The sequence below is a fragment of the Klebsiella sp. GL120222-02 genome, assembly GCF_003097195.1.
GTDB classification, from domain to species: Bacteria; Pseudomonadota; Gammaproteobacteria; order Enterobacterales; family Enterobacteriaceae; genus Klebsiella; species Klebsiella variicola.
In genome coordinates this window covers 64,667-91,189 of sequence record NZ_QEQO01000005.1, presented here as the reverse complement: position 1 = coordinate 91,189, position 26,523 = coordinate 64,667, and the positions used below count along the sequence as shown (strand labels likewise).

The 26,523-nt window shown below is 54.6% G+C and carries 27 protein-coding genes and 1 tRNA gene; 12 read left to right on the top strand and 16 right to left on the bottom strand.

Annotated features, from left to right (window positions below; genetic code table 11):
* Positions 1-87, top strand: a tRNA-Leu gene (locus tag N438_RS16375).
* 21 nt (positions 88-108) lie between these two features.
* Here the strand turns inward: N438_RS16375 and N438_RS16370 are convergent.
* Complete coding sequence (locus tag N438_RS16370) at positions 109-348, bottom strand: DUF1435 domain-containing protein (RefSeq protein ID WP_023297035.1); 240 nt, start codon at positions 346-348, stop codon at positions 109-111.
* A 70-nt stretch (positions 349-418) separates the two neighbouring features.
* Between N438_RS16370 and N438_RS28230 the strand changes: the two genes are divergently transcribed.
* From N438_RS28230 to fhuF, 3 genes are all read left to right on the top strand, one after another.
* Positions 419-589 (top strand): hypothetical protein, encoded by a 171-nt coding sequence (locus N438_RS28230; RefSeq protein WP_012542929.1) that lies wholly within the window; start codon positions 419-421, stop codon positions 587-589.
* 23 nt (positions 590-612) lie between these two features.
* Positions 613-1,659 carry a GGDEF domain-containing protein gene (locus N438_RS16365; protein ID WP_008807534.1) on the top strand — a complete coding sequence of 349 codons (1,047 nt, stop codon included), beginning with the start codon at positions 613-615 and terminating at the stop codon, positions 1,657-1,659.
* Between the two features lie 111 nt (positions 1,660-1,770).
* Positions 1,771-2,559 carry a siderophore-iron reductase FhuF gene (gene fhuF, locus N438_RS16360; protein WP_016160257.1) on the top strand — a complete coding sequence of 263 codons (789 nt, stop codon included), beginning with the start codon at positions 1,771-1,773 and terminating at the stop codon, positions 2,557-2,559.
* A gap of 48 nt (positions 2,560-2,607) precedes the next feature.
* Here the strand turns inward: fhuF and N438_RS16355 are convergent, their stop codons facing one another.
* Positions 2,608-3,951: a PTS cellobiose transporter subunit IIC gene (locus N438_RS16355; RefSeq protein ID WP_008807536.1), complete on the bottom strand. Its 1,344-nt coding sequence runs from the start codon at positions 3,949-3,951 to the stop codon at positions 2,608-2,610.
* A 333-nt stretch (positions 3,952-4,284) separates the two neighbouring features.
* Here N438_RS16355 and N438_RS16350 point away from each other — a divergent pair, with 333 nt between their 5' ends.
* Positions 4,285-4,743 carry a YbaK/EbsC family protein gene (locus N438_RS16350; protein ID WP_008807537.1) on the top strand — a complete coding sequence of 153 codons (459 nt, stop codon included), beginning with the start codon at positions 4,285-4,287 and terminating at the stop codon, positions 4,741-4,743.
* A gap of 5 nt (positions 4,744-4,748) precedes the next feature.
* Here the strand turns inward: N438_RS16350 and bglJ are convergent, their stop codons facing one another.
* From bglJ to pobA, 4 genes are all read right to left on the bottom strand, one after another.
* The gene (bglJ, locus tag N438_RS16345) at positions 4,749-5,423 is read right to left on the bottom strand and encodes a DNA-binding transcriptional activator BglJ (RefSeq protein ID WP_023339553.1); all 675 of its coding nucleotides are present in this window, start codon (positions 5,421-5,423) and stop codon (positions 4,749-4,751) included.
* Positions 5,384-6,106: a response regulator transcription factor gene (locus N438_RS16340; protein ID WP_012542932.1), complete on the bottom strand. Its 723-nt coding sequence runs from the start codon at positions 6,104-6,106 to the stop codon at positions 5,384-5,386. The genes bglJ and N438_RS16340 overlap by 40 nt, the downstream gene beginning before the upstream one ends.
* Positions 6,107-6,370: 264 nt before the next feature.
* Positions 6,371-7,252, bottom strand: a complete 882-nt coding sequence (locus tag N438_RS16335; RefSeq protein WP_023297031.1) for a helix-turn-helix domain-containing protein — start codon at positions 7,250-7,252, stop codon at positions 6,371-6,373.
* Positions 7,253-7,268: 16 nt separating this feature from the next.
* Positions 7,269-8,453, bottom strand: a complete 1,185-nt coding sequence (gene pobA / locus N438_RS16330) for a 4-hydroxybenzoate 3-monooxygenase (protein ID WP_008807541.1) — start codon at positions 8,451-8,453, stop codon at positions 7,269-7,271.
* Positions 8,454-8,734: 281 nt separating this feature from the next.
* Between pobA and N438_RS16325 the strand changes: the two genes are divergently transcribed.
* The 6 genes from N438_RS16325 (at position 8,735) to opgB (ending at position 14,467) form a co-directional block, all read left to right on the top strand.
* Complete coding sequence (locus tag N438_RS16325) at positions 8,735-9,511, top strand: threonine/serine exporter ThrE family protein (protein WP_008807542.1); 777 nt, start codon at positions 8,735-8,737, stop codon at positions 9,509-9,511.
* Positions 9,502-9,975 carry a threonine/serine exporter gene (locus tag N438_RS16320; protein WP_012542936.1) on the top strand — a complete coding sequence of 158 codons (474 nt, stop codon included), beginning with the start codon at positions 9,502-9,504 and terminating at the stop codon, positions 9,973-9,975. The genes N438_RS16325 and N438_RS16320 overlap by 10 nt, the downstream gene beginning before the upstream one ends.
* 103 nt (positions 9,976-10,078) lie before the next feature.
* Positions 10,079-10,618, top strand: coding sequence for a primosomal protein DnaT (dnaT, locus tag N438_RS16315; protein ID WP_008807544.1), 540 nt, complete (start codon positions 10,079-10,081; stop codon positions 10,616-10,618).
* Positions 10,619-10,620: 2 nt separating this feature from the next.
* Positions 10,621-11,358, top strand: a complete 738-nt coding sequence (dnaC, locus tag N438_RS16310) for a DNA replication protein DnaC (RefSeq protein ID WP_008807545.1) — start codon at positions 10,621-10,623, stop codon at positions 11,356-11,358.
* Between the two features lie 65 nt (positions 11,359-11,423).
* Entirely contained in the window at positions 11,424-11,918 is a 495-nt protein-coding gene (locus N438_RS16305) for a DUF2501 domain-containing protein (RefSeq protein WP_008807546.1), read from the top strand.
* Positions 11,919-12,175: 257 nt separating this feature from the next.
* Positions 12,176-14,467, top strand: coding sequence for a phosphatidylglycerol--membrane-oligosaccharide glycerophosphotransferase (gene opgB / locus N438_RS16300; protein WP_012542938.1), 2,292 nt, complete (start codon positions 12,176-12,178; stop codon positions 14,465-14,467).
* A gap of 60 nt (positions 14,468-14,527) precedes the next feature.
* On the opposite strand, the gene N438_RS16295 is transcribed toward opgB, so the two are convergent.
* The 10 genes from N438_RS16295 to N438_RS16250 all read right to left on the bottom strand — a co-directional run bounded on the left by N438_RS16295 (position 14,528) and on the right by N438_RS16250 (position 25,347).
* Positions 14,528-15,100, bottom strand: a complete 573-nt coding sequence (locus N438_RS16295) for an Rpn family recombination-promoting nuclease/putative transposase (protein WP_162493290.1) — start codon at positions 15,098-15,100, stop codon at positions 14,528-14,530.
* A gap of 133 nt (positions 15,101-15,233) precedes the next feature.
* Positions 15,234-16,244 (bottom strand): SIS domain-containing protein, encoded by a 1,011-nt coding sequence (locus N438_RS16290; RefSeq protein ID WP_023339550.1) that lies wholly within the window; start codon positions 16,242-16,244, stop codon positions 15,234-15,236.
* 17 nt (positions 16,245-16,261) lie between these two features.
* Positions 16,262-17,323: an SIS domain-containing protein gene (locus N438_RS16285; RefSeq protein WP_023339549.1), complete on the bottom strand. Its 1,062-nt coding sequence runs from the start codon at positions 17,321-17,323 to the stop codon at positions 16,262-16,264.
* Positions 17,324-17,335: 12 nt separating this feature from the next.
* Positions 17,336-18,187 carry a PTS system mannose/fructose/sorbose family transporter subunit IID gene (locus N438_RS16280; RefSeq protein ID WP_023339548.1) on the bottom strand — a complete coding sequence of 284 codons (852 nt, stop codon included), beginning with the start codon at positions 18,185-18,187 and terminating at the stop codon, positions 17,336-17,338.
* Entirely contained in the window at positions 18,165-18,944 is a 780-nt protein-coding gene (locus N438_RS16275; RefSeq protein ID WP_008807552.1) for a PTS mannose/fructose/sorbose/N-acetylgalactosamine transporter subunit IIC, read from the bottom strand. Before N438_RS16275 ends, N438_RS16280 begins: the two co-directional genes overlap by 23 nt.
* A 16-nt stretch (positions 18,945-18,960) precedes the next feature.
* Positions 18,961-19,431: a PTS sugar transporter subunit IIB gene (locus N438_RS16270; protein WP_012542941.1), complete on the bottom strand. Its 471-nt coding sequence runs from the start codon at positions 19,429-19,431 to the stop codon at positions 18,961-18,963.
* Between the two features lie 14 nt (positions 19,432-19,445).
* The gene (locus tag N438_RS16265) at positions 19,446-19,868 is read right to left on the bottom strand and encodes a PTS sugar transporter subunit IIA (RefSeq protein WP_012542942.1); all 423 of its coding nucleotides are present in this window, start codon (positions 19,866-19,868) and stop codon (positions 19,446-19,448) included.
* 99 nt (positions 19,869-19,967) lie between these two features.
* Positions 19,968-22,733 (bottom strand): sigma-54-dependent transcriptional regulator, encoded by a 2,766-nt coding sequence (locus tag N438_RS16260; protein ID WP_116696375.1) that lies wholly within the window; start codon positions 22,731-22,733, stop codon positions 19,968-19,970.
* Between the two features lie 134 nt (positions 22,734-22,867).
* Positions 22,868-24,313, bottom strand: a complete 1,446-nt coding sequence (locus tag N438_RS16255) for a tagaturonate reductase (protein ID WP_046882146.1) — start codon at positions 24,311-24,313, stop codon at positions 22,868-22,870.
* An 11-nt stretch (positions 24,314-24,324) separates the two neighbouring features.
* On the bottom strand, positions 24,325-25,347 hold the full coding sequence (locus N438_RS16250; protein WP_023339546.1) for a zinc-binding alcohol dehydrogenase family protein: 1,023 nt from the start codon (positions 25,345-25,347) through the stop codon (positions 24,325-24,327).
* A 136-nt stretch (positions 25,348-25,483) separates the two neighbouring features.
* Here N438_RS16250 and N438_RS16245 point away from each other — a divergent pair, with 136 nt between their 5' ends.
* Positions 25,484-26,398 carry a GntR family transcriptional regulator gene (locus N438_RS16245; protein ID WP_008807558.1) on the top strand — a complete coding sequence of 305 codons (915 nt, stop codon included), beginning with the start codon at positions 25,484-25,486 and terminating at the stop codon, positions 26,396-26,398.
* Positions 26,399-26,523 lie beyond the last annotated feature (125 nt).

The following is a 26,523-nucleotide window of genomic DNA, read 5'->3' as shown; positions in this document are numbered from 1 at the left end:
GCGAAGGTGGCGGAATTGGTAGACGCGCTAGCTTCAGGTGTTAGTGTCCTTACGGACGTGGGGGTTCAAGTCCCCCCCCTCGCACCAATATTCTTTTCTCTTCCGGCATTATCCCCCCAGTTTAAAATCCAGAATCATCAGCATTATTCCACCAATCAATGCAACGCAAGATGGCAGCAGGATAAAATGGCGCAGTTGACGATGCCATATCATCGCTGCGGACATCAGCATGCCCACCGTGACCAGCGTCCGCCACACATCGGCCGAGACTCCGGCATACCCGAGAGCGGCAATCAGCACGCCGGGAACCACCACACCCCAACCACTCCCTAATGCCCGCTGCAACATGGTTTCACCTCTTAAAACGATAATGATAACCAATATCATATGATAACATTTATCATTTGTCATTTGCGATGTGCTTTGCGTCTTTTTCTTTACGTTCGCGGTAATGACATACATTCATGAAGGTGATAAATTAAGCGGATTATCGATATATATTAAATATTTTGCTTATTTTGCAAATAACCTTTTTTTGCACATTGTTATCAGACTCTTCATTTTTGGCTTTCATCATTTTGAAATTTAACGACTAATAATGATTCTTCCGATATGACCGCACAAACCTGGCGAGCACACTACGCACAAAAATATCAATATTCCTTACGGCTTTTTTTACTGCTTAATTTCATTTCCTCCTCTCTGTCGCTGGTCAGCCCACTATTTACGGTAGTTCGTTTTACGCTGCCCTGCGCCCTGATCGTGGCCTGCAGCGGGCTGTTGCTGCTCTGGCACTGGAAATGGCCGCAAGCGAAAATAAATATTCCGGCTATCTCGTTGTTATTTGGCATGCTCTGGGCATGGCACGTGGTGGCAAAAGCGATGCTATTGACACCGCCGCATTTTAACTATCTGGTAATCGCCCTATTAAGCATTCTGTTTATCGGCACCATCGCTTTTTCCAATAATATCACTGCCTTTACCCTTCACTCTTTACCGACTTTCCTTATCTGCCTGATAATGTCAGAGGGGGAACAATGGTTGCGCATGACCTACTGTTTTGTGCTGCCTATTGCCGGTATTACCCTGCAAAATATTATCCAGAAGCGCAACGATGCCTTCACGCAAGGATTAATGGATAAACTGATGCAGGAACGCAACACGCTCAACGATCTCAGTATGCTGGATCCCCTGACCGGTTTGTATAATCGCCGCGGGCTACAGAACCGCCTCGACACCTTGCTGGCGCTGGACGGAGACAACCACTTTGTGCTGCTCCTCGATATCGATCACTTTAAAGCCTATAACGACCACTATGGTCATATGATGGGCGACCAGGCGCTGATTCGCGTCTCTGCCGCGATCCGCAACGCCGTGCGCTCACGCGATATTGTCGCTCGTTTTGGTGGGGAAGAGTTTATGGTCCTGCTGACCAACAGCAGCGAGGAAACCGCCTGGCAGGCTGCCGAACGCATTCGCCAGCGGGTCTATGATCTGAAGATCCCGCATATGTTTAATGAAAGTGTCGCCACCAACGTGACCATCAGCATTGGCCTGACGCCGCTCATTGATGACAACATTGAGCAAGCGCTGGCACGAGCCGATGGCGCACTGTATGAGGCCAAAAATAAAGGACGCAATATTATTCTTGCCAGTTAGCTTTTCCTTCGCGCGCCGCGGTATCGCGGCGCCGACAAACTCCTTGCCATGCCGCCTGCAAACAACTAATATCAGGAATCATTATCATTTAGATTTGTATCTGGAAATCAAATGGCCTGGCGCTCCCTTTCTCTTAGCGACGAACTCATCTGGCGGGCTCCCTTCCCGACGGCTGAACGCGCGCTGGCGGAGAGTCTTCGGGCAAAAATCACTGCCCTGCGCCCTCATCTGCTGGATTTCCTGCGTCTGGATGAGCCTGCCCCGCCGCATGCGTTAACGCTCGCCGAGTGGTCGCAACCCATCGCGTTACGCTCCCTGCTGGCCACCTGGTCCGATCATATCTATCGTCATCAGCCCACGCAGCCGCGTGAACAGAAGCCCCTGCTCTCGCTCTGGGCCCAGTGGTATATCGGCCTGCTGGTGCCGCCGCTGATGCTGGCGCTGCTTAATGAACCGCAGGGACTCAGCCTGGCGCCAGAACATTTCCATGTCGAATTTCACGAGAGCGGTCGGGCTGCCTGCTTCTGGATTGATGTGCATAACGATGCCAGGATAGCAGCGCTTTCACCGCAGGCGCGGATAGATGCCCTGGTGATTCGTACCCTGCAGCCGGTTGTTGAGGCGCTGGAAGCGACGGGCGAGATCAATGGCAAACTTATCTGGAGTAATACCGGCTATCTGATCAACTGGTATTTAGGTGAAATGCGCACGCTGCTGGGCGATGAGCAGGTCGCCGCTCTGCGTCAGCACTGCTTCTTTGAAAAACAGCTCGCCGATGGTCAGGATAACCCGCTGTGGCGAACGGTGGTGCTGCGTGAAGGGCTGTTAGTCCGACGCACCTGCTGCCAGCGCTATCGCCTGCCGGATGTCCAACAGTGCGGCGACTGCACGCTGAAATAACGCCCCCTACCTCAAAATTAACGGGCGGCCCTTGCCGCCCGTTGCTATTTATGCGGTCTGTTGACTCTCCTGCTCCGCTCGCTCGGCCTCTTCCGCTTCCTGAGCAAGCAGCTGTTTCTCATACACCTTAAAGAACGGGAAGTAGATAATCGCCGACACGCAGGCCAGAACGATCACCAGAACCGCCGCCCGAAAATCCCAGCCCAGCGCCCAGGCGCCGCCAATCGGTGCTGGCGCCGTCCACGGTACCACCGAGATAACGCGGCCAATCAGATCCAGCTTCATTGCTGCCCAGGCCAGCACCGCGTTCACCATTGGCGCCAGCAGGAACGGAATAAAGAACACCGGATTCATGACGATAGGCGTCCCAAAGATAACCGGCTCGTTAATGTTAAACAGGCTTGGCACCACGCTCAGACGGCCAATGGAGCGCAAATGCGCTGAGCGGCTACGCAGATAACAGAACACCAGCCCCATGGTCGCCCCGGAACCACCAACCACTATGAAGAATGTCCAGAACGCCTCCATGAAGATATGCGGCAGAGGCGCCCCCTGGGCCAGCGCCTGCTGGTTCATACCGAGGTTGGTCAGCCAGAACATCTGCAGCATCCCGGACACAATCGCGGCACCGTGGATCCCGGCGAACCACAACAGGTGGCCAATAAGCACCGCCAGCAGAATTGCCGGCAGAGAGTCGGCTGCCGAAACGAGCGGTTTGAAGATGGCCATAATGGCCTGCGGGATCAGCATGTCAAAATGGTGCTGGATAAACAGACTCAGCGGATACAGCGTCAGCACGACCACCAGCACTGGGATCAACAGATCAAAGGAGTTTTTGATCATCGGCGGAACCTGGTCCGGCAAGCGGATCCCAATGTTGTGCGCTTTCAAAAAACGCATCATTTCCACGCAATAGATCGCCACCAGAATCGCGGTAAAGATCCCGGTCCCCCCGAGGCTATCCACCGGCAGCGTGCCATTGGTCTTCGGCGCGGCAATCAGCAAAAAGGCCATGATCGACAGCATTGCGCACATAAAGGGATCGAGCTGATTGGATTTCTCGTAGTGCTTACCGAGGTTATAGGAGATCGCCGCGCAGATGTAGATCGACATGATCCCCATCGTCATATCAAAGGGGGTCAGAATACGCCCCTCAAACTCTTTTGCCAGATCCAGCCAGGCGCGGGCAAAACCCCAGGTGGTATCCGGTGAGAAAGGTGGATAAGCAAACACCAGCAGGAACGATCCGACGATCATAAATGGCATCGCTGAGATAAAACCGTCACGGATAGCCATGACGTGACGCTGCGATGAGATCCGCCCTGCTATGGGGCTTATGTAATTTTCTACAAAGCGAAATATCAAATTAAACGCAGCATGGTTAGCAGACATAGTAGCCCTCCTGACAGGCTATTGATACTGGCCCAACAACGATTACCCTGCCGTTACGATGACCGCTTTTTGATGCAGCAGGCCGCTGATGGATTACCGGCTATACTGCTCATGACGCAACGATTCATACACGGCTCTTATGTTATAAATAAAGTGAGAAGTGACTGTTCCAGTATTCATCTCTACGCGCACAACCGCAACCGGTTACAGTAACCGGTTACGGTGAATGTGAAGGAGATCGACAAAATAGAAAGAATCTGGATTGTCCGCGCTGTTATTTACACTCCGCCAGGCTTGTGACAGATTTAACCAGGCTTAAATCAGGAGAATCCAATGAGTCTGCAGTCTGTACGGCAGTTTTTTGCCGAACACGCCCCCGATATCGAAATTATTGAGTTAAACCAGAGTACCGCCACCGTCGCGCTCGCCGCTGCCGCACACAACGTTGAGCCTGGACAAATCGCCAAAACGCTGTCGCTCAAGATCAAGGATAAGATTGTTCTGATCGTCGCCAGGGGCGATGCGCGGCTGGATAACAAAAAGCTGAAAGAGACCTTTGGTGCGAAAGCCAGAATGTTAAGCAGCGATGAGGTGGTGACCTGGACCGGTCATCCGGTAGGCGGCGTGTGCCCTTTTGGTCTGGAAAATCCGCTGGCCGTCTATTGCGACGTCTCGCTCAGGCACTATCAGGAGGTGCTACCCGCAGCGGGAGCCATTCACAGCGCCGTTCGTATTGAACCAGAACGATTGGCGCAGCTCACCGATGCGACATGGGTAGACGTGTGTTTATAGCCGCGTTACGCCACCTGTTTAACGGCGTTGTTCGCGCCGCTCATCGGTAAATGCAGCAAGATATCCGCCGCGTTTAATAAACCGATGTCTGAGCGAACCCCGAGCTTGGTCATGGCGTTAAATTTATGCGCGCGGATAGTTTTAATGTTCCGGTTCAGCTGTATCGCAATATCAGAAAGCGAATATCCCCACGACATATACCGAAGGATGGCGTGCTCCGTTGGACTTAGCGGATCGTTGCACGCCTCTCTGTCGCAAAATTGTTCGCTGCCGCTGAGGTGATGATTATCCAGCAACTGTAACAAACGCTCCTGTAACCCGCGTCGCGGCGCGGATTTATTCAGTATGCCATGCAGACAAGCCGGCATAAGATGGCCGATCAGATGCATTTCACTTTCATTATTAGCCAGAATAATTGCCTGGACTTCCGGCCGACACCGCGCCATTTCATGAACAAAAAGCAGACTCTCAGCTCGTGAAGAACGGCTTCCCGAAAGAGAAAAGATAATGGCCGACCAGGAAAACGATGTTTCCGCCGCCCTGAGCATACTGACATTTTTAAACAGATGAATATGATATCGGCTATTATCTTCACGACTAAAGATATAGCGCCAGGCCATTTCCGTCATCACACATTTCTCTACGATGGCGACATGGTGGGTTGTGCTATTTTTTTCCATTCCATTTGCTCCCCGTAAGCTGAATTGATATTCAGCTCTTGCATTCCCTGCACGCTGTTGATCCAGGCATACATTTCAGCATTGCTTCGCAGTGATAAGCGTCGCATTGCGCTATTTTTCTGCGCACTGATGGTTTTATTGCTCTTTTTCAACAGCGCAGCGATCTGATTGATTCCCCATCCCTTTGCCAGAAGACGCAAAACCTTGCGTTCCGAAAGGGTCAGCATCGCCGCAGAGTGGTAGCTTGCGAAATCGCTATCCTCGTCTCCGGTGAACAACGTCCGGCTAATTTGCTCAGCGGCACGACTGCCGGCGCAAATCACCTCAATCAACCGGTTAACCGGCTCACTCTCCGAGATCAGCGAACTTTCAGGGCGAATTAAAAGCTCAACGGCCAATGGATAGAGGCTGTCACTGACCATAAAAACCCAGTGAATATCACGATACTGCGTCATCAGAGAGTAATACCGCTCGCAGACGGCACGGGGATGCGCAATCTCGCCGGAGATATCCGCGACGACCAGCACTGCCCGCCGCAGTTGCAAAAGGGTGAGCTCATCATGAGAACGACAAAAACTGAGTTCGTAATCAGGGAGATTTTCATTGAAGATAACCTTTAACCCTGACTGCATGACGGGAATTTTACTAATAACAACACCAAACTTACCTTGTCCTGGTAACATAACACCTCCGCTTCCTGTCGAAGTTCCTTCGCCTGCCGGCAAACAATCGGCGCTTAACATCATCGCCTTATCATTCTCTGAATGAATATAAAAAGTATATTCATGGCCTGCGTACACGGTATACGTAACGACCGAACCGTGGTCATACCGTGTAAATATTATTGCTGTGTATACTTGCGATTAATATTAGCACAGACGCTCCTGCGCTAATAAATTAGAAAAGATAAAACTATTATTTAGCAAAAGTAATTTCAGGCACGTGAGTTATAAAGCATTATCTTTGATTGTTTCTCTAAATGCTTTAGGCGACATCCCGCTATAGCGGCGGAAAAAGCGAGAAAAATAGGCAGCATCACTAAACCCTAAGTAATCAGAGAGTTGTGTTACCGTCATGCGGGTGTACTGCAGATTGCGTCGCGCTTCCAGCATCAGGCGTTGATGCAATACTCCCAGCGCGCTACAGCCATAGAACTCGCGGCATAAATAATTTAAGTGCGTGACCGACAACCCAATTAGCTTCGCATACTCCGCCAGCGGGAGATGCTGCCGGTAGTGGCTCTCAATAAGCCGGGAAAAGTGGCGCATCATACTGCGCTTCCGCTCCGCTTTATCTTCCGCGGGCGGTGCGGGGCGGCACTGCCGGTTCAGCCAGACCAGCAGCGTCCCCAGCAACGAGTACAACATCATCTCCCGGGCATCATGCTCTTCGCAATATTCCTCGCGAAGCGCCGAAAATAGCGTATGCATATGCCCCCGGGAACGGCCTACCGGCACGCACTGCGGTACGCTAAGCACATCCAGCGGCCGGCCGAACTGGTTTTCAAACCGGCTCAGCAGCGGCAGCGCCAGAGAGAGCACATACCCTTGTGTCCCGGGTGAAAAATGAAACCCATGAATACAAAGGGCGGGAACCACCTGGATGCAGGACGCTGTCATCACCGCGGTGGCGCCTTCAATTTCGATCTCCGCCCGGCCCTGATGCAGGTAGAGGAGCTGGACCATTTCCGCATGCTGATGAACGCGAATATGCCACTCATACAGACTGCTACGCTGCAAAATCGACTCGCAGTGCAGCAGGTCCGGCGTTGGCCAGCCGCGCTCTTCGCCATACAGCTTAAATACGGGGACGACTTGCATGGGCGGCATAATCACTCCTCTTTAGTCAGGTAACGCGTTCCATGGGCAAGCCCACGTAGTTTTCCGCGATGGTGGTCAGCCCGGCGCGGGAGCCAAGGTAGTAGCGGCGGTCGGCGGCCTGCATTTTGGCGTCAAACGCATTCTGGTCCGGGAAATCATGCAGCAGGCGAGTCATAAACCAGCTAAAGCGTTCCCCTTTCCACACCCGATCCAGCGCCAGTTGCGAGTAGGTCGCCAGCAGATCGCTGCGGCCACGATGATAGTATTCACGCAGGATCCGCCACAGGTAGTTAACATCCGATGCCGCCAGGTTTAACCCTTTGGCGCCGGTTGGCGGAACGATATGTGCCGCATCTCCCACCAGAAACAGCCGCCCATACTGCATCGGCTCCACCACGAAACTACGCAGCGGGGCAATGCTCTTCTCAAGTGAGTGACCAGTCACTAACCTGGATGCCAGGTCCTCCGGCAAGCGGCTTTTCAGCTCCTGCCAGAAACGTTCGTCCGACCAGGCTTCAACCTTATCGCTCAGCGGAACCTGTAGATAATAGCGGCTGCGCGTAAGTGAGCGCTGACTACACAATACAAACCCCCGCTGATGGTGTGCATAAATCAGCTCCGGATTGACCGGCGGCGTATCCGCCAGCAGGCCTAACCAACCAAACGGCCACACGCTCTCGTAGGTTTTGAGAATGTCAGCGGGAATGCTTTGCCGTGACACCCCGTGAAAACCGTCGCAACCGGCGATAAAGTCGCACTCCAGGCGGCAGGTTTCACCTTCGCTGAGGTAGGTGACCGTCGGTCGGTCGCTTTTCGCGTCATGAATAGCCACCTCGCTCACGCCATAGACGATTGGCGCGCCGCTGGCGGTCCGGGCCGCCATCAGGTCGCGGGTCACTTCCGTCTGGCCATAAACCATCACACTCTTGCCGTCAGTCAGCTCGCTCAGTGCGACGGGTACCCGCTGGCCGTCAAACAGAAACTCCACCCCATGATGCACCAGGCCTTCGGCATCCATCCGCTGCGCCACGCCCGCTTCGCGTAGCAGATCGACGGTGCCGCTTTCCAGAATTCCCGCGCGGATGCGCCCCAGCACATACTGTGGCGTTTGACGCTCGAGGATCACGGTATGGATCCCGGCGTTGTGCAACAACTGCCCCAGCAGCAGCCCGGAGGGGCCTGCGCCAATAATCGCGACCTGTGTTTTCATAGGGTTGTCTCACTCTTGCAGGGTTAATTATTTGTATATTTTTTGTTTAATAAAAGTGCTTTCCTGCATTTTTGATAAGTCAGACGGGAAAAAGAAGGGATGAATGGCGGCAAAAATTGCACTTTTCACCAAACTGGCAAAATTGTGGGATGCTTCAAATTCTGCCGTCCCGCCAGCCGGGACATTTTTGCATATTATTTGATCCCGCCCCCCTCAGCCGCTACGGCGCTTCAGGTTAAAGTATCGACAGATAACCAGACGTCGCGGACAGCAGAGGAATTATGCAGGTTGATCGGTCACAGCAGCGGGCAATCACACGATTGTGCATCCAGTGTGGTCTTTTTTTGTTACAGCACGGCGCCGAAAGTGCGCTGGTGGAAGAGCTATCCACCCGCCTCGGACGGGCGCTGGGAATGGATAGCGTCGAAAGCGCCATCTCGTCTAATGCCATCGTGCTGACCACCATTAAAGATGGCGAATGTCTCACCTCAACGCGTAAAAATGTCGACCGCGGCATCAATATGCATGTGGTAACGGAAGTGCAGCACATTGTGATCCTCGCCGAACATAAGCTGCTCGACTATCGCGATGTCGAGAAGCGCTTTGCGCAGATCGTTCCCTTGCGTTATCCGCGCTGGCTGCTGGTCATCATGGTGGGGCTCTCCTGCGCCTGTTTCTGCAAACTGAATAACGGCGGCTGGGACGGCGCGCTGGTCAGCTTCTGCGCCAGTACGGTAGCCATGTACATTCGCCAGGTGCTGACCCACCGGTCCATGCATCCGCAGATCAACTTCTGCATCACCGCCTTTGTCGCCACCACCATCTCCGGGCTGCTGCTGCGCCTCCCGGCCTTTGCCAGTACGCCGACCATTGCCATGGCCGCCAGCGTCCTGCTGCTGGTTCCGGGTTTTCCTTTGATCAACGCCGTCGCCGATATGTTTAAAGGGCATATTAATACGGGGCTCGCCCGCTGGGCGATCGCCAGCCTGTTAACCCTTGCCACCTGCATTGGCGTGGTGATGGCGATGACCGTATGGGGGCTGCGCGGATGGGCATAATCTCGTTTATTTTCGCACTGGCGGAAGACATGCTGCTGGCGGCAATCCCCGCCGTTGGTTTTGCCATGGTCTTTAATGTCCCCCAGCGCGCCTTGCGCTGGTGCGCGCTGCTGGGGGCGATCGGTCACGGCTCGCGAATGGTCATGATGAGCGCCGGTTTTAACATTGAATGGGCCACCTTTCTCGCCGCGCTGCTGGTGGGCAGCATCGGCATTCAGTGGTCACGCTGGTATCTGGCGCATCCGAAGATTTTTACCGTCGCCGCCGTGATCCCGATGTTTCCCGGCATCTCGGCCTACACCGCGATGATCTCCGCGGTAAAGATCAGCCATTTTGGCTATTCTGAAGAGATGATGATTTTGCTGCTGAGCAATTTTTTAAAGGCATCGTCTATTGTGGGCGCCCTTTCTATTGGCCTGTCGATACCCGGTCTGTGGCTGTATCGTAAGCGCCCTCGCGTCTGACCCCCGGCGTCGCGGTACAGCCGCGACGCTCCTTCCGCGACGGGCTCTGTGCTACTATGTGCAGATCACCCCACTCTTTGCAGTTCAGAGTTGAGATAGAGTTATGTCTTCGCGAATTTTAACCTCCCATTTTAGCGGCCTGGAAGAGTTCCTCCAGCAGCACGCGGCGCTGCTGGCGAAATCAACTGACGGCACCGTTGCCGTTTTTGCCAATAACGCGCCGGCATTCTATGCGCTGACGCCAGCGCGGCTGGCGCAGTTGCTGGAGCTGGAAGCCAGGCTGGCGCGCCCCGGCAGCGACATCGCCCTTGACCCGCAGTTTTTCGAGGAGCCATCCGCGGCGCCAGTTGCGGTGCCAATGGGCAAATTTGCCATGTACGCCGACTGGCAGCCTGACGCCGATTTTCAGCGCCTGGCCGCGCTATGGGGCATTGCCCTGAGCCAGCCAGTCACGCCGGAAGAGCTGGCTGCCTTCGTCGCTTACTGGCAGGCGGAAGGTAAAGTGTTTCACCACGTGCAGTGGCAGCAGAAGCTGGCGCGTAGCGTGCAAATCAGCCGCGCCAGCAACGGCGGACAGCCGAAGCGCGATGTGAACAGCGTGAGCGAACCCGACAGTCATATTCCGCGAGGTTTCCGAGGATGAGCATGAAAAACGTGGGCGACCTGATGAAGCGTCTGCAGAAAATGATGCCGGCCCATATCGAACCGGCGTTTAAAACCGGCGAAGAACTGCTGGCCTGGCAAAAAGAGCAAGGCCGGCTGCGTTCCGAAGCGCTGGAGCGGGAGAATCGCGCGATGAAAATGCAGCGCACCTTCAACCGCTCAGGGATCCGCCCGCTGCATCAGAACTGTTCCTTTGATAACTACCGCGTCGAGTGCGAAGGACAGATGAACGCCCTCGCCCGCGCACGTCAGTATGTGGAAGAGTTCGATGGCAATATCGCCAGCTTTATCTTCTCCGGTAAACCGGGGACCGGCAAAAATCACCTGGCGGCAGCCATCTGCAACGAGCTGCTGCTGCGCGGGAAGTCGGTCTTAATCATCACCGTGGCCGATATTATGTCGGCGATGAAAGATACCTTTGGCAACCGGGAAACGAGCGAAGAGCAGTTACTGAGCGACCTCAGCAAAGTCGACCTGTTAGTGATTGATGAAATTGGTATGCAGACGGAGTCTCGCTATGAGAAGGTCATTATCAATCAGATAGTTGACCGTCGTTCTTCATCCAAACGGCCTACCGGGATGCTCACCAACAGTAATATGGAAGAGATGAACAAGCTGCTCGGCGAACGGGTAATGGACCGTATGCGGCTGGGGAACAGTCTGTGGGTTATCTTCAACTGGGAAAGTTACCGGCACCGCGTCACTGGCAAGGAGTATTAAGAGATTTCCGGACGATGACGGCGTTATACTAAAGCGATTATTCAGTCACGCTTATGAGTCCGTCTATGAAATCGTTTAAAAATGGCTTACTTGCCGCTTTTGCCGCCAGTGCATTTACCCTCGCCGGCGCTCACGCTGCCTCCTGGCAGGATTCTCTTAACAGCGCCGCCAGCCAGCTTAGCGGCAGCAGCACCCAGGCTGGCAGCGGCGGCATGTCCGTCTCCTCGCTAACCAGCCTGCTCAGCGGCAGCAGCCAGTCTCTGACCGCCAGCAGCATGAATAATGCGGCCGGGATCCTGTCATATTGCGCGCAACAGAAACTGGCCTCCGTGACCAGCGCCGATAACGTCAAAAACCAGGTGCTGGATAAACTGGGACTCAGCACGCCGGAAAAACAGAAACAAGACACCAACTATCTTGATGGCCTGCAGGGCTTGCTCAACAGTAATAACGGCCAGCAGCTGGACCTGAATACGCTTGGCAACAGCTCGCTGGCGAAACAGGTGAAAACCAAAGCCTGCGATCTGGTCTTAAAACAGGGCGTTAACTTCCTCTCCTGATACGTACTGCTCATGCCGCGTTTGTTGCCTTCGCGACGGCAGCGCGGCCTGAAACGTTTTTTTTACCCTTTTTCCCTCTCCGCTTCCCCGCCACACCCGATGCGACACCGATCAAAAAAGGCAACATCTAAACCAATTCTGAATAACTGCACAGTTTCATGACGCTAGAATTGCAGCAAGATGGCGCTGCAATTACAGTGTGGCGTGAAAAGTAATCTATTCTGCCAGCCGACAACTGGCGCTAATGAGGATGAGCTGTGTCAGAGTTGTTATCCATCGCCTTATTTTTAGCTTCGGTGGTGCTGTATGCCTGGAAAGCGGGTCGTAACACTTGGTGGTTTGCCGCCACGCTCACGGTGTTAGGTCTGTTCGTGGTGCTGAATATCACCCTCTACGCCAGCGACTACTTTACCGGCGACGGCATCAACGACGCGGTGCTCTATACCCTGACCAACAGCCTGACTGGCGCCGGGATCGGCAAATACATTCTGCCGGGCGTCGGGGTGGGCGTCGCGCTGGTTGCCGTCTTTGGCGCGCTGGGCTGGGTGCTGCGCCGCCGTCGGCATCATCCTCATCACGTCGGTTACAGCCTGGCGGCGCTGCTGCTGGCGCTGGCCTCCGTGGATGCCAGCCCGGCCTTCCATCAGATCAGCGAGCTGGTGAAATCGCAGTCACGGGAAGGTGACCCGGACTTTGCCGCATACTACAAAGAGCCGTCGAAGCGTATCGACAATCCACAGCTGAACCTGGTCTATATCTATGGCGAAAGCCTCGAGCGTACCTATTTTGATAACGATGCCTTTCCTAACCTCACCCCTGAGCTCGGCAAAATAAAAGATCAGGGCCTCGATTTCAGCAATACCATGCAGCTCCCGGGGACGGATTACACCATCGCCGGTATGGTCGCCTCGCAGTGCGGCATTCCGCTGTTCGCGCCGTTTGAAGGCAACGCCTCGGCCTCGGTCTCCAGCTTCTTTCCCCAGAATATCTGCCTTGGCGATATCCTGAAAAACTCCGGCTATGAAAACTATTTTGTGCAGGGAGCCAACCTGCGCTTTGCCGGCAAAGACGTGTTTCTCAAATCCCACGGCTTCGATCACCTGTACGGGGCGGAAGAGCTCAAAACTACGGTAGCGGATCCCGCCTATCGCAACGACTGGGGCTTCTATGACGACACCGTGCTCGATGAGACGTGGAAAAAATTCGAAGAGCTGTCGCGCTCCGGTAAACGCTTCTCGCTGTTCGCCCTGACGGTGGATACCCACCACCCCGATGGCTTTATCTCGCGCACCTGCGAGCGTAAACGCTATGACGTGGACGGTAAGAAAAACCTCTCCTTCAGCGCCGTTAGCTGCAGCCAGGAACATATCGCCGCGCTGATAGAGAAGATTAAAGCCTCACCCTATTTCAAAAACACGGTCATCGTGGTCTCTTCCGATCACCTGGCCATGAAAAACAGCGCCTGGGATTACCTCAACAAGCACGATCGCAGCAATCTGTTCTTCGTCCTGCGCGGCGATAAACCGCAGCAGGAGACCCTGGCGGTGAAACGCAACACCATGGATAACGGCGCGACGGTGCTCGATATTCTCGGCGGCGATAACTATATCGGCCTCGGGCGCAGCAGCCTCTCCGGCCAGTCGCTCTCCGGTATTTTCATGAATATGAAAGAGAAGGTCCTGGCCTGGAAACCGGACGTGATCCGCCTGTGGAACTTCCCGAAAGAGATGAAAAACTTCACCATCGATTCGCAGAAGAACATGATCGCCTTCTCCGGCAGCCATTTCCGTCTGCCGCTACTGCTCAGGGTATCAAACCAGCGCGTTGAACCGCTGCCGGAGAGCGAATACTCCGCGCCGCTGCGCTTCCAGCTGGCCGATTTCGCGCCGCGGGATAATTTCGTCTGGGTCGATCGCTGCTATAAAATGGGGCAGCTGTGGGCGCCTGAACTCGCGCTCTCTACCGACTGGTGCGTCTCGCAGGGGCAGCTGGGCGGTGAGCAAAAGGTTCAGCACGTCGATAAGCCGCAGTGGCAAGGCAAAACCGCTTTCAGGGATACCCTTATCGATATGGAGCGCTATAAGGGGAACGTCGATACGCTAAAAGTCGTCGACAACGATATTCGCTACAAGGCCGACAGCTTCGTGTTTAACGTCGCCGGCGCCCCGGAAGAGGTCAAGCAGTTCAGCGGCATTTCGCGTCCCGAGTCCTGGGGTCGGTGGTCCAATGCCCAGCTGGGCAGCGACGTGAAGATTGAATATAAAGAGCCGCTACCGGAAAAATTTGATCTGGTGATCACCGCCAAAGCTTACGGCCCAAACGCCAATAAGCCGATCCCGGTGCGGGTAGGTGAAAGTGAGCAAGTGCTTACGCTGGCCAATGATGTGACCACTACGACGCTGCATTTCGACAACCCGTCGCGCAGCAACACCCTGACCATCACTCCGCCGGACCCGCAGTCCACCAACGAGGGCAATATCCTTGGTCACTCCCCACGTCAGCTGGGGATCGGCATGGTGGAGATCAAAGTGGTGAAAAGCGAAGGCTAAAACCATCCTGCCCGGCGGGTTTCCGCGCCGGGCAACGGTTGCCGTGGCAGGGCGTTAACCCTACAGCGGCTGTAGTTCATCAGCCGACAGTCCAGTGATTTTCTGTACCATCTCTTTGTCGAGGCCATTTTGTAACATACTGCCGGCAATGCGCAGCGCCTCGCGCCGGCTTCCTTCCTGCAAGCCCTCCTGGTGCCCTTCTTCCCGGCCTTCTAGTCGACCTTCTTGCCGACCTTCCTGCTTAAGCTTTTGCGCGATAGACATCAGTGTCTCCTCATACTGTGGCAGACGGCGGGCCAGCCGGCGGAGAAACACGCCCGGCTCGGCCGTATTACCGTACTGCAGCATATAGTGAAACAGCATTCTCAACTGCCGACGGTTAGTGTATCCCAGCATCACAACGGCCGCCAACGACTCCGTTATGCTGCTGAGATCGCGCTGACGAATATGTTTTTGCATCAGCTCCAGCAAGGCGACTCGCCGATGCTGCACGAGGTCATCATCTGGCATCACCGTAACGTCGATCAACGTAAACGGACAGCCATACAGCGTCTTCGCCGTCTCCGGGTGGCGAAGAAATCGTTTAAAGACCGCATCGTGCGGCGTCGAGGTCATCCGTTTTTTCATGGCCATCCGCTTGCCTGAAAGAGAAGGAAAGCCGGACTCTACCACCGGTTTTTACCCGAATGGATTTGACGATAATTTTCTGGGAAGCGCCTCGGAGAATAGCATGGCGGCCAGCCCGGCTGGCCGCCATCAACACAGCTTAGTAATCAAACTGACGGTAGTAACGGCGGATATTGAGGTCGTGGCCGGTATGGTGTTCAAAGTGGGTCGCCAGCCGATCCACCAGCAGGGTGGACACCACGCACGGCGCCATAATCCAGCGGAACGCGTCATCAATGCCGTTCAGCGGATAGTCGCGCGGGTCGATCACCACCAGATGGTCAGTTATCTTTTCGGCAAAGCGTTCGACGCGCTCGTCCAGCGCCCGGCATTTCCCCTCTCCTTTCACCAGAAACAGCGGGACCTCTTTTTCCAGCAGCTCCAGGGTGCCGTGGAAAAATTCAGCCGAGCTCACGGATTTCGTCCGCTTCCACTGCATCTCTTCGAGAATACACATTGAGAACAGGTAAACCTCGCCCCACATTTCCGCGCCGCCAATCCACATCATATAGTCGCAGTCGTGGTATTGTGCGGCAATGCTATCCGCCTGGAGATCGAACTGGCGCTTGGCCTGCAGGAGATTTTCCGGCAGTAATTCGAGCTGGCTGGCAAATCGCGCATAATTTTCAAACTCGCCGTGACGATAAATAACGCGGAAGAATAACCAGTACAGCAGCATATATTCATATTCCACACCGTTCTTGTGGCACATCGGAATATGCCAGCTGGCGGCGGCGGCCAATGGCGAGTCGGCATGACGGGTAATAGCCACCACGCGGATCCCCTGCGCCTTGCACCACTCGGCAATAGCCACCGACTCTTTGGTATCACCGGATTTAGATAACGTAACGACAACTGCATCTTTATTTAATTTTTTATGTCCGCGATGAATTAATTCGGCCGCCTGCTCAAGATATACCGGCACACTGGTTAATTCTTTGGCAAACTCATTAATGGCCATCATCGGTGCCAGAGAACCGCCTACCGAGGCAAAAAATAATGCGCTGCAGCCGCTGTCATAAATATCATCGGCCACGGTTTCAGCCTGTTTACGCGCAGCGATGATCTCGCGAGCACTGGTCAGGTACTCGTCCTGATTAAAACCCAACATAGTTTTCTCCTGAATATTCAGATTTTACTTTTTAATACGTGGTCAAAATCGTCAAAAATACGTTTAGCCAGATCGATGCCTTTCAGACCGGCGGTATGCCAGGCCAGCATCTGGACGGGAACAATCAGCAACAGCGGCGCCAGGTGATGCTCGCACGGACAGTTTAGCGCCAGCGTCTGCGCATCCTCGTCATCGCTCAGCGTTAGCGTAAAAGCCCGGGCAATGGACGGCGCCATATAGTCCCGCAGCGCCCGGGTTCGCGCATCCGGCGCATCTTCAATAAACAGCATCACATGGCGGGCGTTGGCTTCCAGATAGGGACCGTGCATATAGGCTTCCAGCTCAAAGCCGCTGGAAGGCACGCGCACCGTTTCAGTAAATTTGGTTTCAAATTCCTTCGCCACGCCAACCAGCGCACCGTAGCCGGTGGCGACAAAGCGCTCCCCGCTCCGCAGCGTTTCGCTATACCGGTCGATAAAGCGCGAGGTGCGGGCGATAACATCCGGGATCGCCGCAAGCAGCCGCTGGAATTCAGCGAGATAGTGCTGCTCCTCCACCTCGCTGACTTTCCCCTGCTGACGAGCAATGATCAGCGCTATCAGCAACAGATTCAGCACCGTCGCGCTAAAACCGCGGGTCACAAACCCTACGCTCTCGATCCCGGTATTGATATCCAGAACGCCATCGCAAGCGCGGGCTATCGGGCTTTGCGGGTCGGAGGTCAGGGCAAACACCGGCAGTCCTGAGGCCTGTACCTTACGCATCGCCTCCAGCGTTGACGCGCTTTTCCCGCTCTGTGAAATCGCCACCACCAGATCGGTATGCGGGTCGATCGCTTCGTAATGGGTAAAGTTGTACGGCTCTTTAATGTCAACCAGCACGCCGAAGCGTTGTTCAAAGAAATAGCGCGCGCACAGCGCGGCATTCAGCGACGATCCGGTCGCCAGCAGCAAAATTCGGCGTACCGGGTGCTGGCGGGCAAAGGTCTCAATCGCCGCCAGCTTTTGCCGGTAGCCACGCAGGATCTGCGCCAGGCAGGCCGGCTCTTCACTGATATAGGTCATCATTGTTGGTCGCATAGCTCACTCCCGTTAAAACAATCCGATCCACGAACCCAGAATGCCTACCAGCGCCATGCCGCCAATAATTGAGAGCGGTTTAACTTTCCGTCCCAGCAGCCAGTAGACGATGCCAAAACTCACCAGCGGCAGCATGCAGGGCAGAATGTCATTGATAATGTCCTGCACCTGAGTTTTGGCTTCTCCGGCACCAAAGGAGAGAGGGATGGTGATATCGATCATTGAGGCGGTCATCGCCCCGACCACCATCAGGCCGATAATCGACGCTCCGTAGGTCAGGCTCTCCATCATTCCGCTCTTCTGGATCCGCTGCAGGACCCCGGTTCCCAGCACGTAGCCCCAGCGGGTAAAGCACCAGCGCACCAGAATGTGCGGCACGTTAAACACCAGCAGAAACAGGATCGGCCCGAGGATGTTGCCCTTCAGCGCCAGGCTGGTGCCGATCCCGGTGGCGATCAGGCGCAGCGTCCCCCAGAAGAAAGAGTCCCCCAGCCCGGCCAGCGGCCCCATCAGCGAGGCTTTGACGTTATCAATCGCAATGGCATCCATGTTTTTCTGCTGGCTGTTTTTCTCCTCCATCGCCGTGGTGATCCCCAGCAGCAGGGTGACGATATGCGGCGTGGTATTGAAAAACACCAGATGACGTTTCAGCGCCCTGGCTAGCTCCTCTTTGCGCGGATAGAGCTTTTTCAGCACCGGAATCAGCGCGTAAACAAAGGCGAGATTCATCTGCCGCTCATAGTTCCACGAGAACTCCATCTGGAAGGAGCGCCAGAACACCCGGCGTAAATCTCGTGGCGTAATCCGGGTTTCTTCCTGCTCCTGCGGTTGCAGGGTCTCTTCAGAAATCGTCTTCGTCGTCATCGCTGACTCCTTGTTCTGTCGTCGTACGAGGTGAATTCAACGCGGTGACGTTAACCATGACCACCGCCACGATGGCGCCGAGAATGGCGATGCCGGTCACCGGGATTTTCAAATAAGCCATTAGCACAAAGCCGAGGAAAAAGTACGGCGCAACTTTCTTGTTAATCAGCAACCTGGCAAGCATCGCGAAGCCGAGCGCCGGGATCATGCCGGTGGCGACGCTGAGCCCGTGTTTGATAAATTCCGGGATGGTATCGAGCAGGGATTTCACCGCGTTGCTGCCCACCAGGAATGAAACGGTCACCACCGTGGCCAGCATCAGCGACAGCCCGAAGCCGGCAATCAGATGCATCCGCTCAATGCCCCGCGTATCCGCCCGTTCCGCATACCCGTCCGCCTTCTGGCTGAGCATCGGGATAAACATCCCCAGATAAACGTTTTTCAGGATCAGGGTCAGGGTGGCGATAGGCAGGCCGAGCAACAGCGCCGTTTCCGTGCCCGCACCGGAGGTGATGGCGAACGCCACGCCGAGAATACCGCCCGTCACCACGTCGGGCGGGATCGAGGCACCAACGGAGAAAGAACCGATAAACGCCAGCTCCAGCGTCGCGCCCATAATGACGCCGGTCTGTACATCCCCCAGCACCAGTCCGGTCAGCAGCCCGGTGACGATAGGCCGGGAAATCAGCGACGTCCCTAAGGCATATTCCGATTGCGCGATAAACGCCACCAGACCCAGTAAGAGAGCCTCTACCATAATCTGTCCTCCGGAATTACACGCATTCCGTAAAAAGCTGTTTGCGATCGTTCGGGACCTGGCGAATCTCCACCTCGACGCCCTTCCCCACCAGTTGTTGTAGCTGCTCTATTTCTGTCGGCAGTAAATTAATCGCCTTAGAGATATTTTTACTGCCCTCTTTAGCCTTAATTCCGCCGAGATTTATGCTTTTTATTTCCCCGATAGCGCAGGCAATACGCCAGGCGTCATTGACCGATTCCACGACAATAAATAAATTATATTTATCGGTCACCCCACTTTTTATCGCCTCAATAGCATCATTGATATTTTTAATCACCAGTTTTACCGAGGGCGGTTTGGCAAGCTTAATGGTGGTTTTCCGCAGTTCATCTTCAGGGACACTGTCGTTGGCGATCAAAATGCAATCGGCGCCGACATATTGGGTCCAGGAAAAGGCCACCTGGCCGTGAAGTAATCGATGGTCTACCCTTAATAACGTAATCATCATGCTTCCTCATTTCAGAAGTCTTTATCCATAGTCATCGCACTGGCAATCGTTTGATTGCAGTACTGAATGCTCTCTTTGGCGCTGGTTAATGCTTCAGTAATTAATTTTTCAGTATTCTCTTCCGCTGCGGAAATCAGCAAGTCAATAATTAACGGCAGATTTAAACCGGATAATAAATGGAAGTGTGGGCGTGATAAAAAACGCACAAACTCGTTATTCACACTACCGGCAAAAATATCCGTAATCACTATCAGCTCATCCTGCGCCGGGAAACGCGCCAGTAGCGCCTCCACCTGCTGCGTGAGATCGGACTCCTCTTCTACATAGGCGCACAGGGTATGAATATCCGGCTGTTTACCGAGGATTAGCTCCACGGAGTTCAGCAAACCGTTAGCAAAGGTGCCATGGCTGGCAAAAATATAGTGTCGTTTCATCCTTACCTCGAAAGCGCATTCCACTGCTTTCTTAATTGCAACCGGCGTGCCAGAAACAGTGGCGCGCTGGTTAGCGCAAAGACGAACGGACTGAGGGAACTAAAACTCTTGATCTTCCTGAATAAATTCCGTTTCCCGCGTCAGGATATCATGAATGTAGCAGAGCTCGACGACGGGGATTTTGACACTATACCCGCTCTCTATGACACTAAAAGCCTCGCGGAGCGTCGCCAGCTCGCTCTGCGGACACTGCCTTCCGGAATAATGGGATGGCGACGCGTTGCGGATCAGGCGCTCTATCAGACAGCTGATATGCACATACAGCGCCACCTTGCGATCGTTGGGCACGTCGCAGCCGGCCAGATGCTCATAGCGCAGTAAAAACTGCTCGACCTGATTGATGACCTTTGCGGTATCGAGGATCGTCACCGACTCGATCACCCGGCGCAGCGAGAAATTTTTCAGGATCAGGTTATTGATCTCGCTGACTTGTTCAGAGGAGGTCAGCTCGCCGAAGATACGCATCAGCGGGCGGCTGCCCTGGCCGGAAATCAGCGAATCCAGCGAGATCCACGGCAGATCGGCAAGCTGCGGATCCAGGGTACCGACGATCGCCAACACCTCATAGCGGCTGAGCATCGGTTGCCGCCGCGCGGGATCGGCGAGCGTTTCCACATCACAGGCCACAATATCGATCCCCAGCGCTTCAGGAATGCTGGCTTTTAACAGCGCCGACAGATTCGCTGCCGCGCCCAGACCGGTCGCGCAGGTCGTAAGAATCGCCCGCGGTTTATCGGTTTGCGGGTAATAGAGCTGGTGCTCAACCGCAAGGTCATCGCCGATGTCGCGGACGATATCTTCCAGCATAACGCCCTGCAAAATGCGCTCCCCAACGTACATCGCCATCCCGGTCGAGACGTTATTAATTATCGCCATCGGCGTACTCAGCCGACGATTAAAATGGCGATGAATGGCGTTCAGCGATCCCATATCGACCAGAATGATCAACCCTGACGCCAGAGCGTGGCTCTCAATATAGGCCATCACCTGGTTAGCAATAGCCTCCGGCGTCACGTCGAGCGGCATATCGAATGACTCAAACAGCTGGCTTTTCAGCAACCGGTTCGCCACGTTGGCGATGCTGCTGGCGGTGGCGTAACCGTGGGCGAGGATAATTGCCCGGGTCACCTGCTGCTGGCTGATGGCGCCATTTTTATGTAACCACAGCACCAGCAGCAGCAGGTCAATGCGCCGGGGTTCAATGTCCAGCTTCAGCGCCAGCGCAGCGAGGATCTCTTCGCAAAAGCGATACAGCAGCGGATATTTCTGCGCCAGAAAATCCTCCAGCAGGCGGCTTTTCTCGTTGCTCATCGTGGAAGGCCCCTGCCGGGAACGATGTATCAGGTAGTGGCTTAAAGCGTAGATACAGTTGCCGTTAAACTGGATATTGAAGCGCTTTTCAAGGCGATAAAACTCCTCCCGCACCTGATGCGTTATCAGCAGCAGCATATGCGAACTATTGGCATCGTGATTATCGAAAATCAGCCGATCGAAGAGGGTTTCAATCTCCTCGCCCATGCTTTTTTGCGCCTCTTCCCAGAGCGTTTTTTTACTCTGCACCGCCTCATACAGCGCGAGAACGCAGCACTGAGTATCGTAAATCAGCCCCTGAATCGGGTCGCGCGCGCGAAGCAGCCAGACCAGACTGGTCTGCGGCTCGATAAGCAGCGGCTCCTGCTGGCCCATCGCTTCACTGAGCGCTGGCGTCGCAGCCATGATATTTTCCGGCAGATCGTGCAGCGTCACGGTAAGCATCTCGCTGCCCGGACACCTGGCCCAGGCCGACGCCACGGCGTATTTCACCACATTCTTCAGCTCACCGACGTTACCGCGATAAACATAGTGCGTCAGCACCTGTAGCAGCCGGGGCGTCAGCTGCAGCCGGGTAGCCAACGTGCGCGCCTCCTGCCAGAAAAACTGCAGCGTGAGCGCGTCTTTTTCGTGGCGGCTGCGGGTCTGTAAATCAGGCAGGCTAACGAGGATCGGGATACGACGAATAAAGGTGGTCAGAAACGTGCTGTGAATATCTTCGGTGGTGGCAAACACCAGCCTCAGCGAAATCGGCATCCCCTGCGCCGTTTCCCCCACCCGATAGATCTCCTTACGGTCCAGCCAGGTGAACAGCTTCTCCTGCCCCTGCGCATCCAGGCGGTGGACTTCGTCGAGAAACAGCACGCCGCCGTTTGCCGCTTCAAACGCCCCGGCTTTATCGCTCTGCGCGCCGGTAAACGCGCCTTTGACGTAACCAAACAGGTTGGCGGCCAACAGCTCCGGGTTGCTGGCATACTGGGCGCAGTTAAAGCTGACAAAAGGCGCATCGGGCGGCAGCAGCCCCTGGGCGATAGCAAACTCATGCATCAGCTCCGCCATATAGCTCTTGCCAGTTCCGCTGTCGCCAACGATCAGCAGCGGAAGCCCACCGTTAGGATAAAACAGCGCGGTTTTCATCTGTTCGATAGGCTTGCGCAGGCTACCGTCATGGCCGGTCAGCAATGAGAAATGATCCGCCTGCTCCGGCTGCCGGTCGCTCTCTGCGAGCAGTTCCGCCATGCTGGCGTACTCGCTGCGGGAAAGAGGGAAAAACTGCTGGCAGAAGGCGGCTTTATGCAGGAAATAGACTGGTCGAGTATTGATCTTCACCAGCACATCCTGGGCCACCAACTGATTCAGATAGTGGCTGGCGGTATTTCTTTGCATCGCAAAACGCCGGGCCAGGTTGCCAGCGGTGAAGACCTCGCTCAGGTTATCCGGATCAAAAAAATCGGTCTGATTTTGCAGAAAAGCCAACAGTTCCGTTTTACGCATGACATCCCCCTCTTCACCTTACAGAGGCTTATGATGCGGGAAATCCACCAGGCGTTGGCGCTAAATTCACTTTTTGCGGTTCGGAGCACAAAAAAAACGGCGCCCAAATCCGCGGACGCCGCATAACAAAACCGTTACAGCCGCGCCAGGGCCTCCCGCATTCCTGAGCGCAAAATCATTTCCAGATAGCGCGTGACCTGGTCGGAAAGGCCGGGAATAGCCGTCAGATCCTCGCCCCAGTGCGCGTTATCCTGTAAAACCTCCAGCACCAGTCCATGCAGCGGGCTCCCGTTCGCCACCTGCTTCCATCCTTGCGAGAAGCGGGTTAACCAGACGTCATCATCCTGCAGCGGATACACCTGTCCGTCGCGCTGGCCGCGATAGAAGGCGATAAGCGCCGCCAGGGCAAACGTTAGCCGCGGCGGGATCGCGCCGTGCTGGCGGATTGTCGTCAGCAGCTGCGGCAGGATCCGGGTGCGGAACTTAGTCATGCCGTTCAGGGCGATGGCGAGCAATTGATGGCGAATATAGGGATTAAGAAAGCGCCCGGTGACCGCATCGGCAAACTGACGAAGCTCCTCGGCCGGTAAATCGAGCGCCGGGATAATCTCTTCATCAATCGTCTGCTGTACATAATGGCGAATGGCTTCGTCCTGCATCGCTTCGCCAACGGTATCCACCCCGCACAGCCATGCTACCGGCACCAGCGCGGTATGCGCACCGTTAAGAATGGCAACCTTGCGCGCTTTATAGGGCCGGATATCCTCTACGATGCGGATATTAAGCGGGTAGCGATCCAGCCGCAGCGTTTCCGCCAGCGCCTGCGGACCCTGAATGACGAATAACCAAAAGTATTCGGCGGTATCAAGGAAAGCATCATGGTAGCCCAGCTCCGCCTCCAGCTTTTCCGCATCCTCACGCGGATAGCCGGTGACGATGCGGTCAACCAGCGTCGAACAAAATGTATTGGCGGTCTCAACCCAGTCGCGAAAAGCCGCAGGCAGTTGCCACTCTTTGGCGTAGCGTAGCACCAGCGCCTTCAGCGCTTCGCCGTTGTAGTCGATCAGCTCGCAGGGGATAATCGTCCACCCCTTATCCGCAGCGCCATTGAAATGGCGGAAACGTTCGAGCAGCAGTTGGGTCAGCTTCGCCGGGAAGCTAACCGGCGGCTTATCGTCAGGCCGGTCTCCGGCATGATAGCTAATACCCGCTTCGGTAGTATTTGAAAATACGAACGCGATCGCCGGATTACGAGCCAGCGCCAGATAGCTGGCAAAATCCTGCCAGGGATTGAGCTCGTTATTAACGGAGCGAATAATCCGCGATTCGCTCACCGCCTCGCCGCGTTCATTCAACCCACGAATGATCGTGGTATAGAGTCCGTCCTGGGTATTTAACGACGGCGGAAACGCGGTGTTGATCGGGCGAATAATGGTCACGCCCGCCGCCAGATCGGTTTGCTCATTCAGCAGATCCAGCTGCCAGTCAATAAATGCCCGCAGGAAGTTGCCCTCGCCAAACTGAATCGCGCGCGTCGGGTACTGCGGCCCGGGAAAATCTTGTCGGTTTAACGATTTCATAAGCTTACCTGCTAAAAATGAATAACGCCTTTGATCAGCTGACGATTGTTAATCACTTCGCTTTCGTAAATGTCCGCCAGCGACCTGAAATCGTAACGGTGGGTCAGCATCATCCTGGCGGTGATTTTCCCCTCGGCCATCAGCCGCCCAACTTTGGCAAAATCCTCTTCCGTCGCGTTACGGCTGCCCATCATCGTCGTCTCTTTCTTATGAAATTCCGGGTCGGAGAACTGCAGTTCTCCCTTAAACAGACCAACAAAAATGATGCTGCCGCCGTGACGGATTAAATTAACGGTGTTATTCATCGCCTGCTGATTTCCCGTCGCGTCAATCACTTTCTGCGCCAGAGAACCGCCGAAGGCTGCGCACAGCTGTTCGATAAACTGCGGGTCGGAAGGGTCGAGCGTTGTCAGACCAAGGTGCTGTGCCACATGATCGCGCCGCGCCGGGCTGGTATCCGCCACCACCACCTGCGCGCCGTCAGCCTTAGCGATCGCCGCCGCCCCAAGGCCGATGGGGCCCGCGCCAACCACCAGCACCTGCTCCCCTGCCCGGATAGCGGCGCGGCGCACCGCGTGGGCGCTGATGGCGAAGGGTTCAATTAGCGCTGCGGCTTCCGGCTCAACGTCATCCACCACCAGCAGATTGTTTACCGGCACGCAGAGATACTCGCTAAACCCGCCGTCCCGATGCACGCCGATCACCGAAATCTTCTCGCAGCAGTTTGTCCGGCCGTTCAGACAGGCCGGACACTGGCGGCAGGCGACATAGGGAATCACAGCAACCTGTTGGCCGCTCTTCAAATTAAGAATATTTTTACCCAGCCCAATTATCTCACCGCATATTTCATGTCCAAGAACACGCGGATAACTAAAAAAAGGCTGATTGCCGCCCCATGCATGAATGTCTGTCCCACAAATCCCCACTGCCTTTATTTTAATGAGCACTTCATCATCGCCGGGAATGGGAATCTGGCGTTTTTCCCAGTGTAGTTTTTTAGGTTCCTGACACACTAAAGTATTCATCGATGTCATAATAATTGCCTCCGTATTTGTTGGCTTAGATATCGATGAAAAATAGAAACAGAGTGAAACTCATTGCAAAATCTGTGAAATGTCGCGCACAAAACTGTTTTAAATCCGGCTTTAATGGATAAAAAAGGAAAACGTTATGAGTCGCTCACAAAACCTACGTCACAATGTTATTAACCAGGTCATCAACGATATGGCGCGTGGCTTTATCCCCTCGCCGCTACCCTCGCAAAGCGCACTGGCGGAGATGTATAACATCAGCCGCACCACGGTGCGCCATATCCTTTGCCACTTATGCGAGCGCGGCGTCTTGAGCCAGGTCAATCACGACTACCAGATCCTTCGTCAGCCGGAAGTACAGGACGGCTTCGATGGTTCCAGCGCCTCGCTGACCGAACAAAACCGTCTCTTTGAACAAGCGTTTTTTACCATGATTAACCAGCGTCAGCTACGCGCCGGGGAGCGGTTCTCCGAACTGCAACTGGCGCGTGCCGCGGGCGTCAGCCCGGTCGTGGTCAGAGAATTTTTACTGAAATTCAGCCGCTACAACCTGATTGAAAGCGAAAAGCGCGGCCAGTGGAACATGAAAAAATTTGAGCAATCCTGGGCCGAGCAACTGTTCGAATTGCGGGAAATGCTGGAAACCCACGCACTTCAACATTTTCTTAATCTGCCGGACAGCGATGCCCGCTGGCTGCAGGCCAAAACCCTGCTCGAGCGCCACCGCACCCTGCGGGACAGCATCGGCAACAGCTTTCGTATGTTCTCCCAGCTCGATCGTGATTTTCATTCGCTGCTGCTTTCCGCTGCTGATAATATATTTTTTAATCAATCACTTGAAATTATTTCCGTGATCTTTCACTTCCACTATCAGTGGGATGAAAGTGACCTTAAACAGCGCAATATCATCGCCATTGATGAACATATGACGATCCTGAGCGCACTCATCTGTCGCAGCGATCTGGATGCCAACCTGGCGCTACGTAACCACCTGAACTCCGCGAAGCAATCCATGATTAACTCTCTCAAGCAAAGTGAATCGCTGGCACATTAAGTACCGATTAAAAACAGAAAATGATTAGCAACAGCACAAATCCAAAAACGTAATCCGGCGCCCTCAAAAAGGTTATTTATGCTGAAAACAAGTCGACTTACTTTACTGTGAAACAGGTGGGTGAT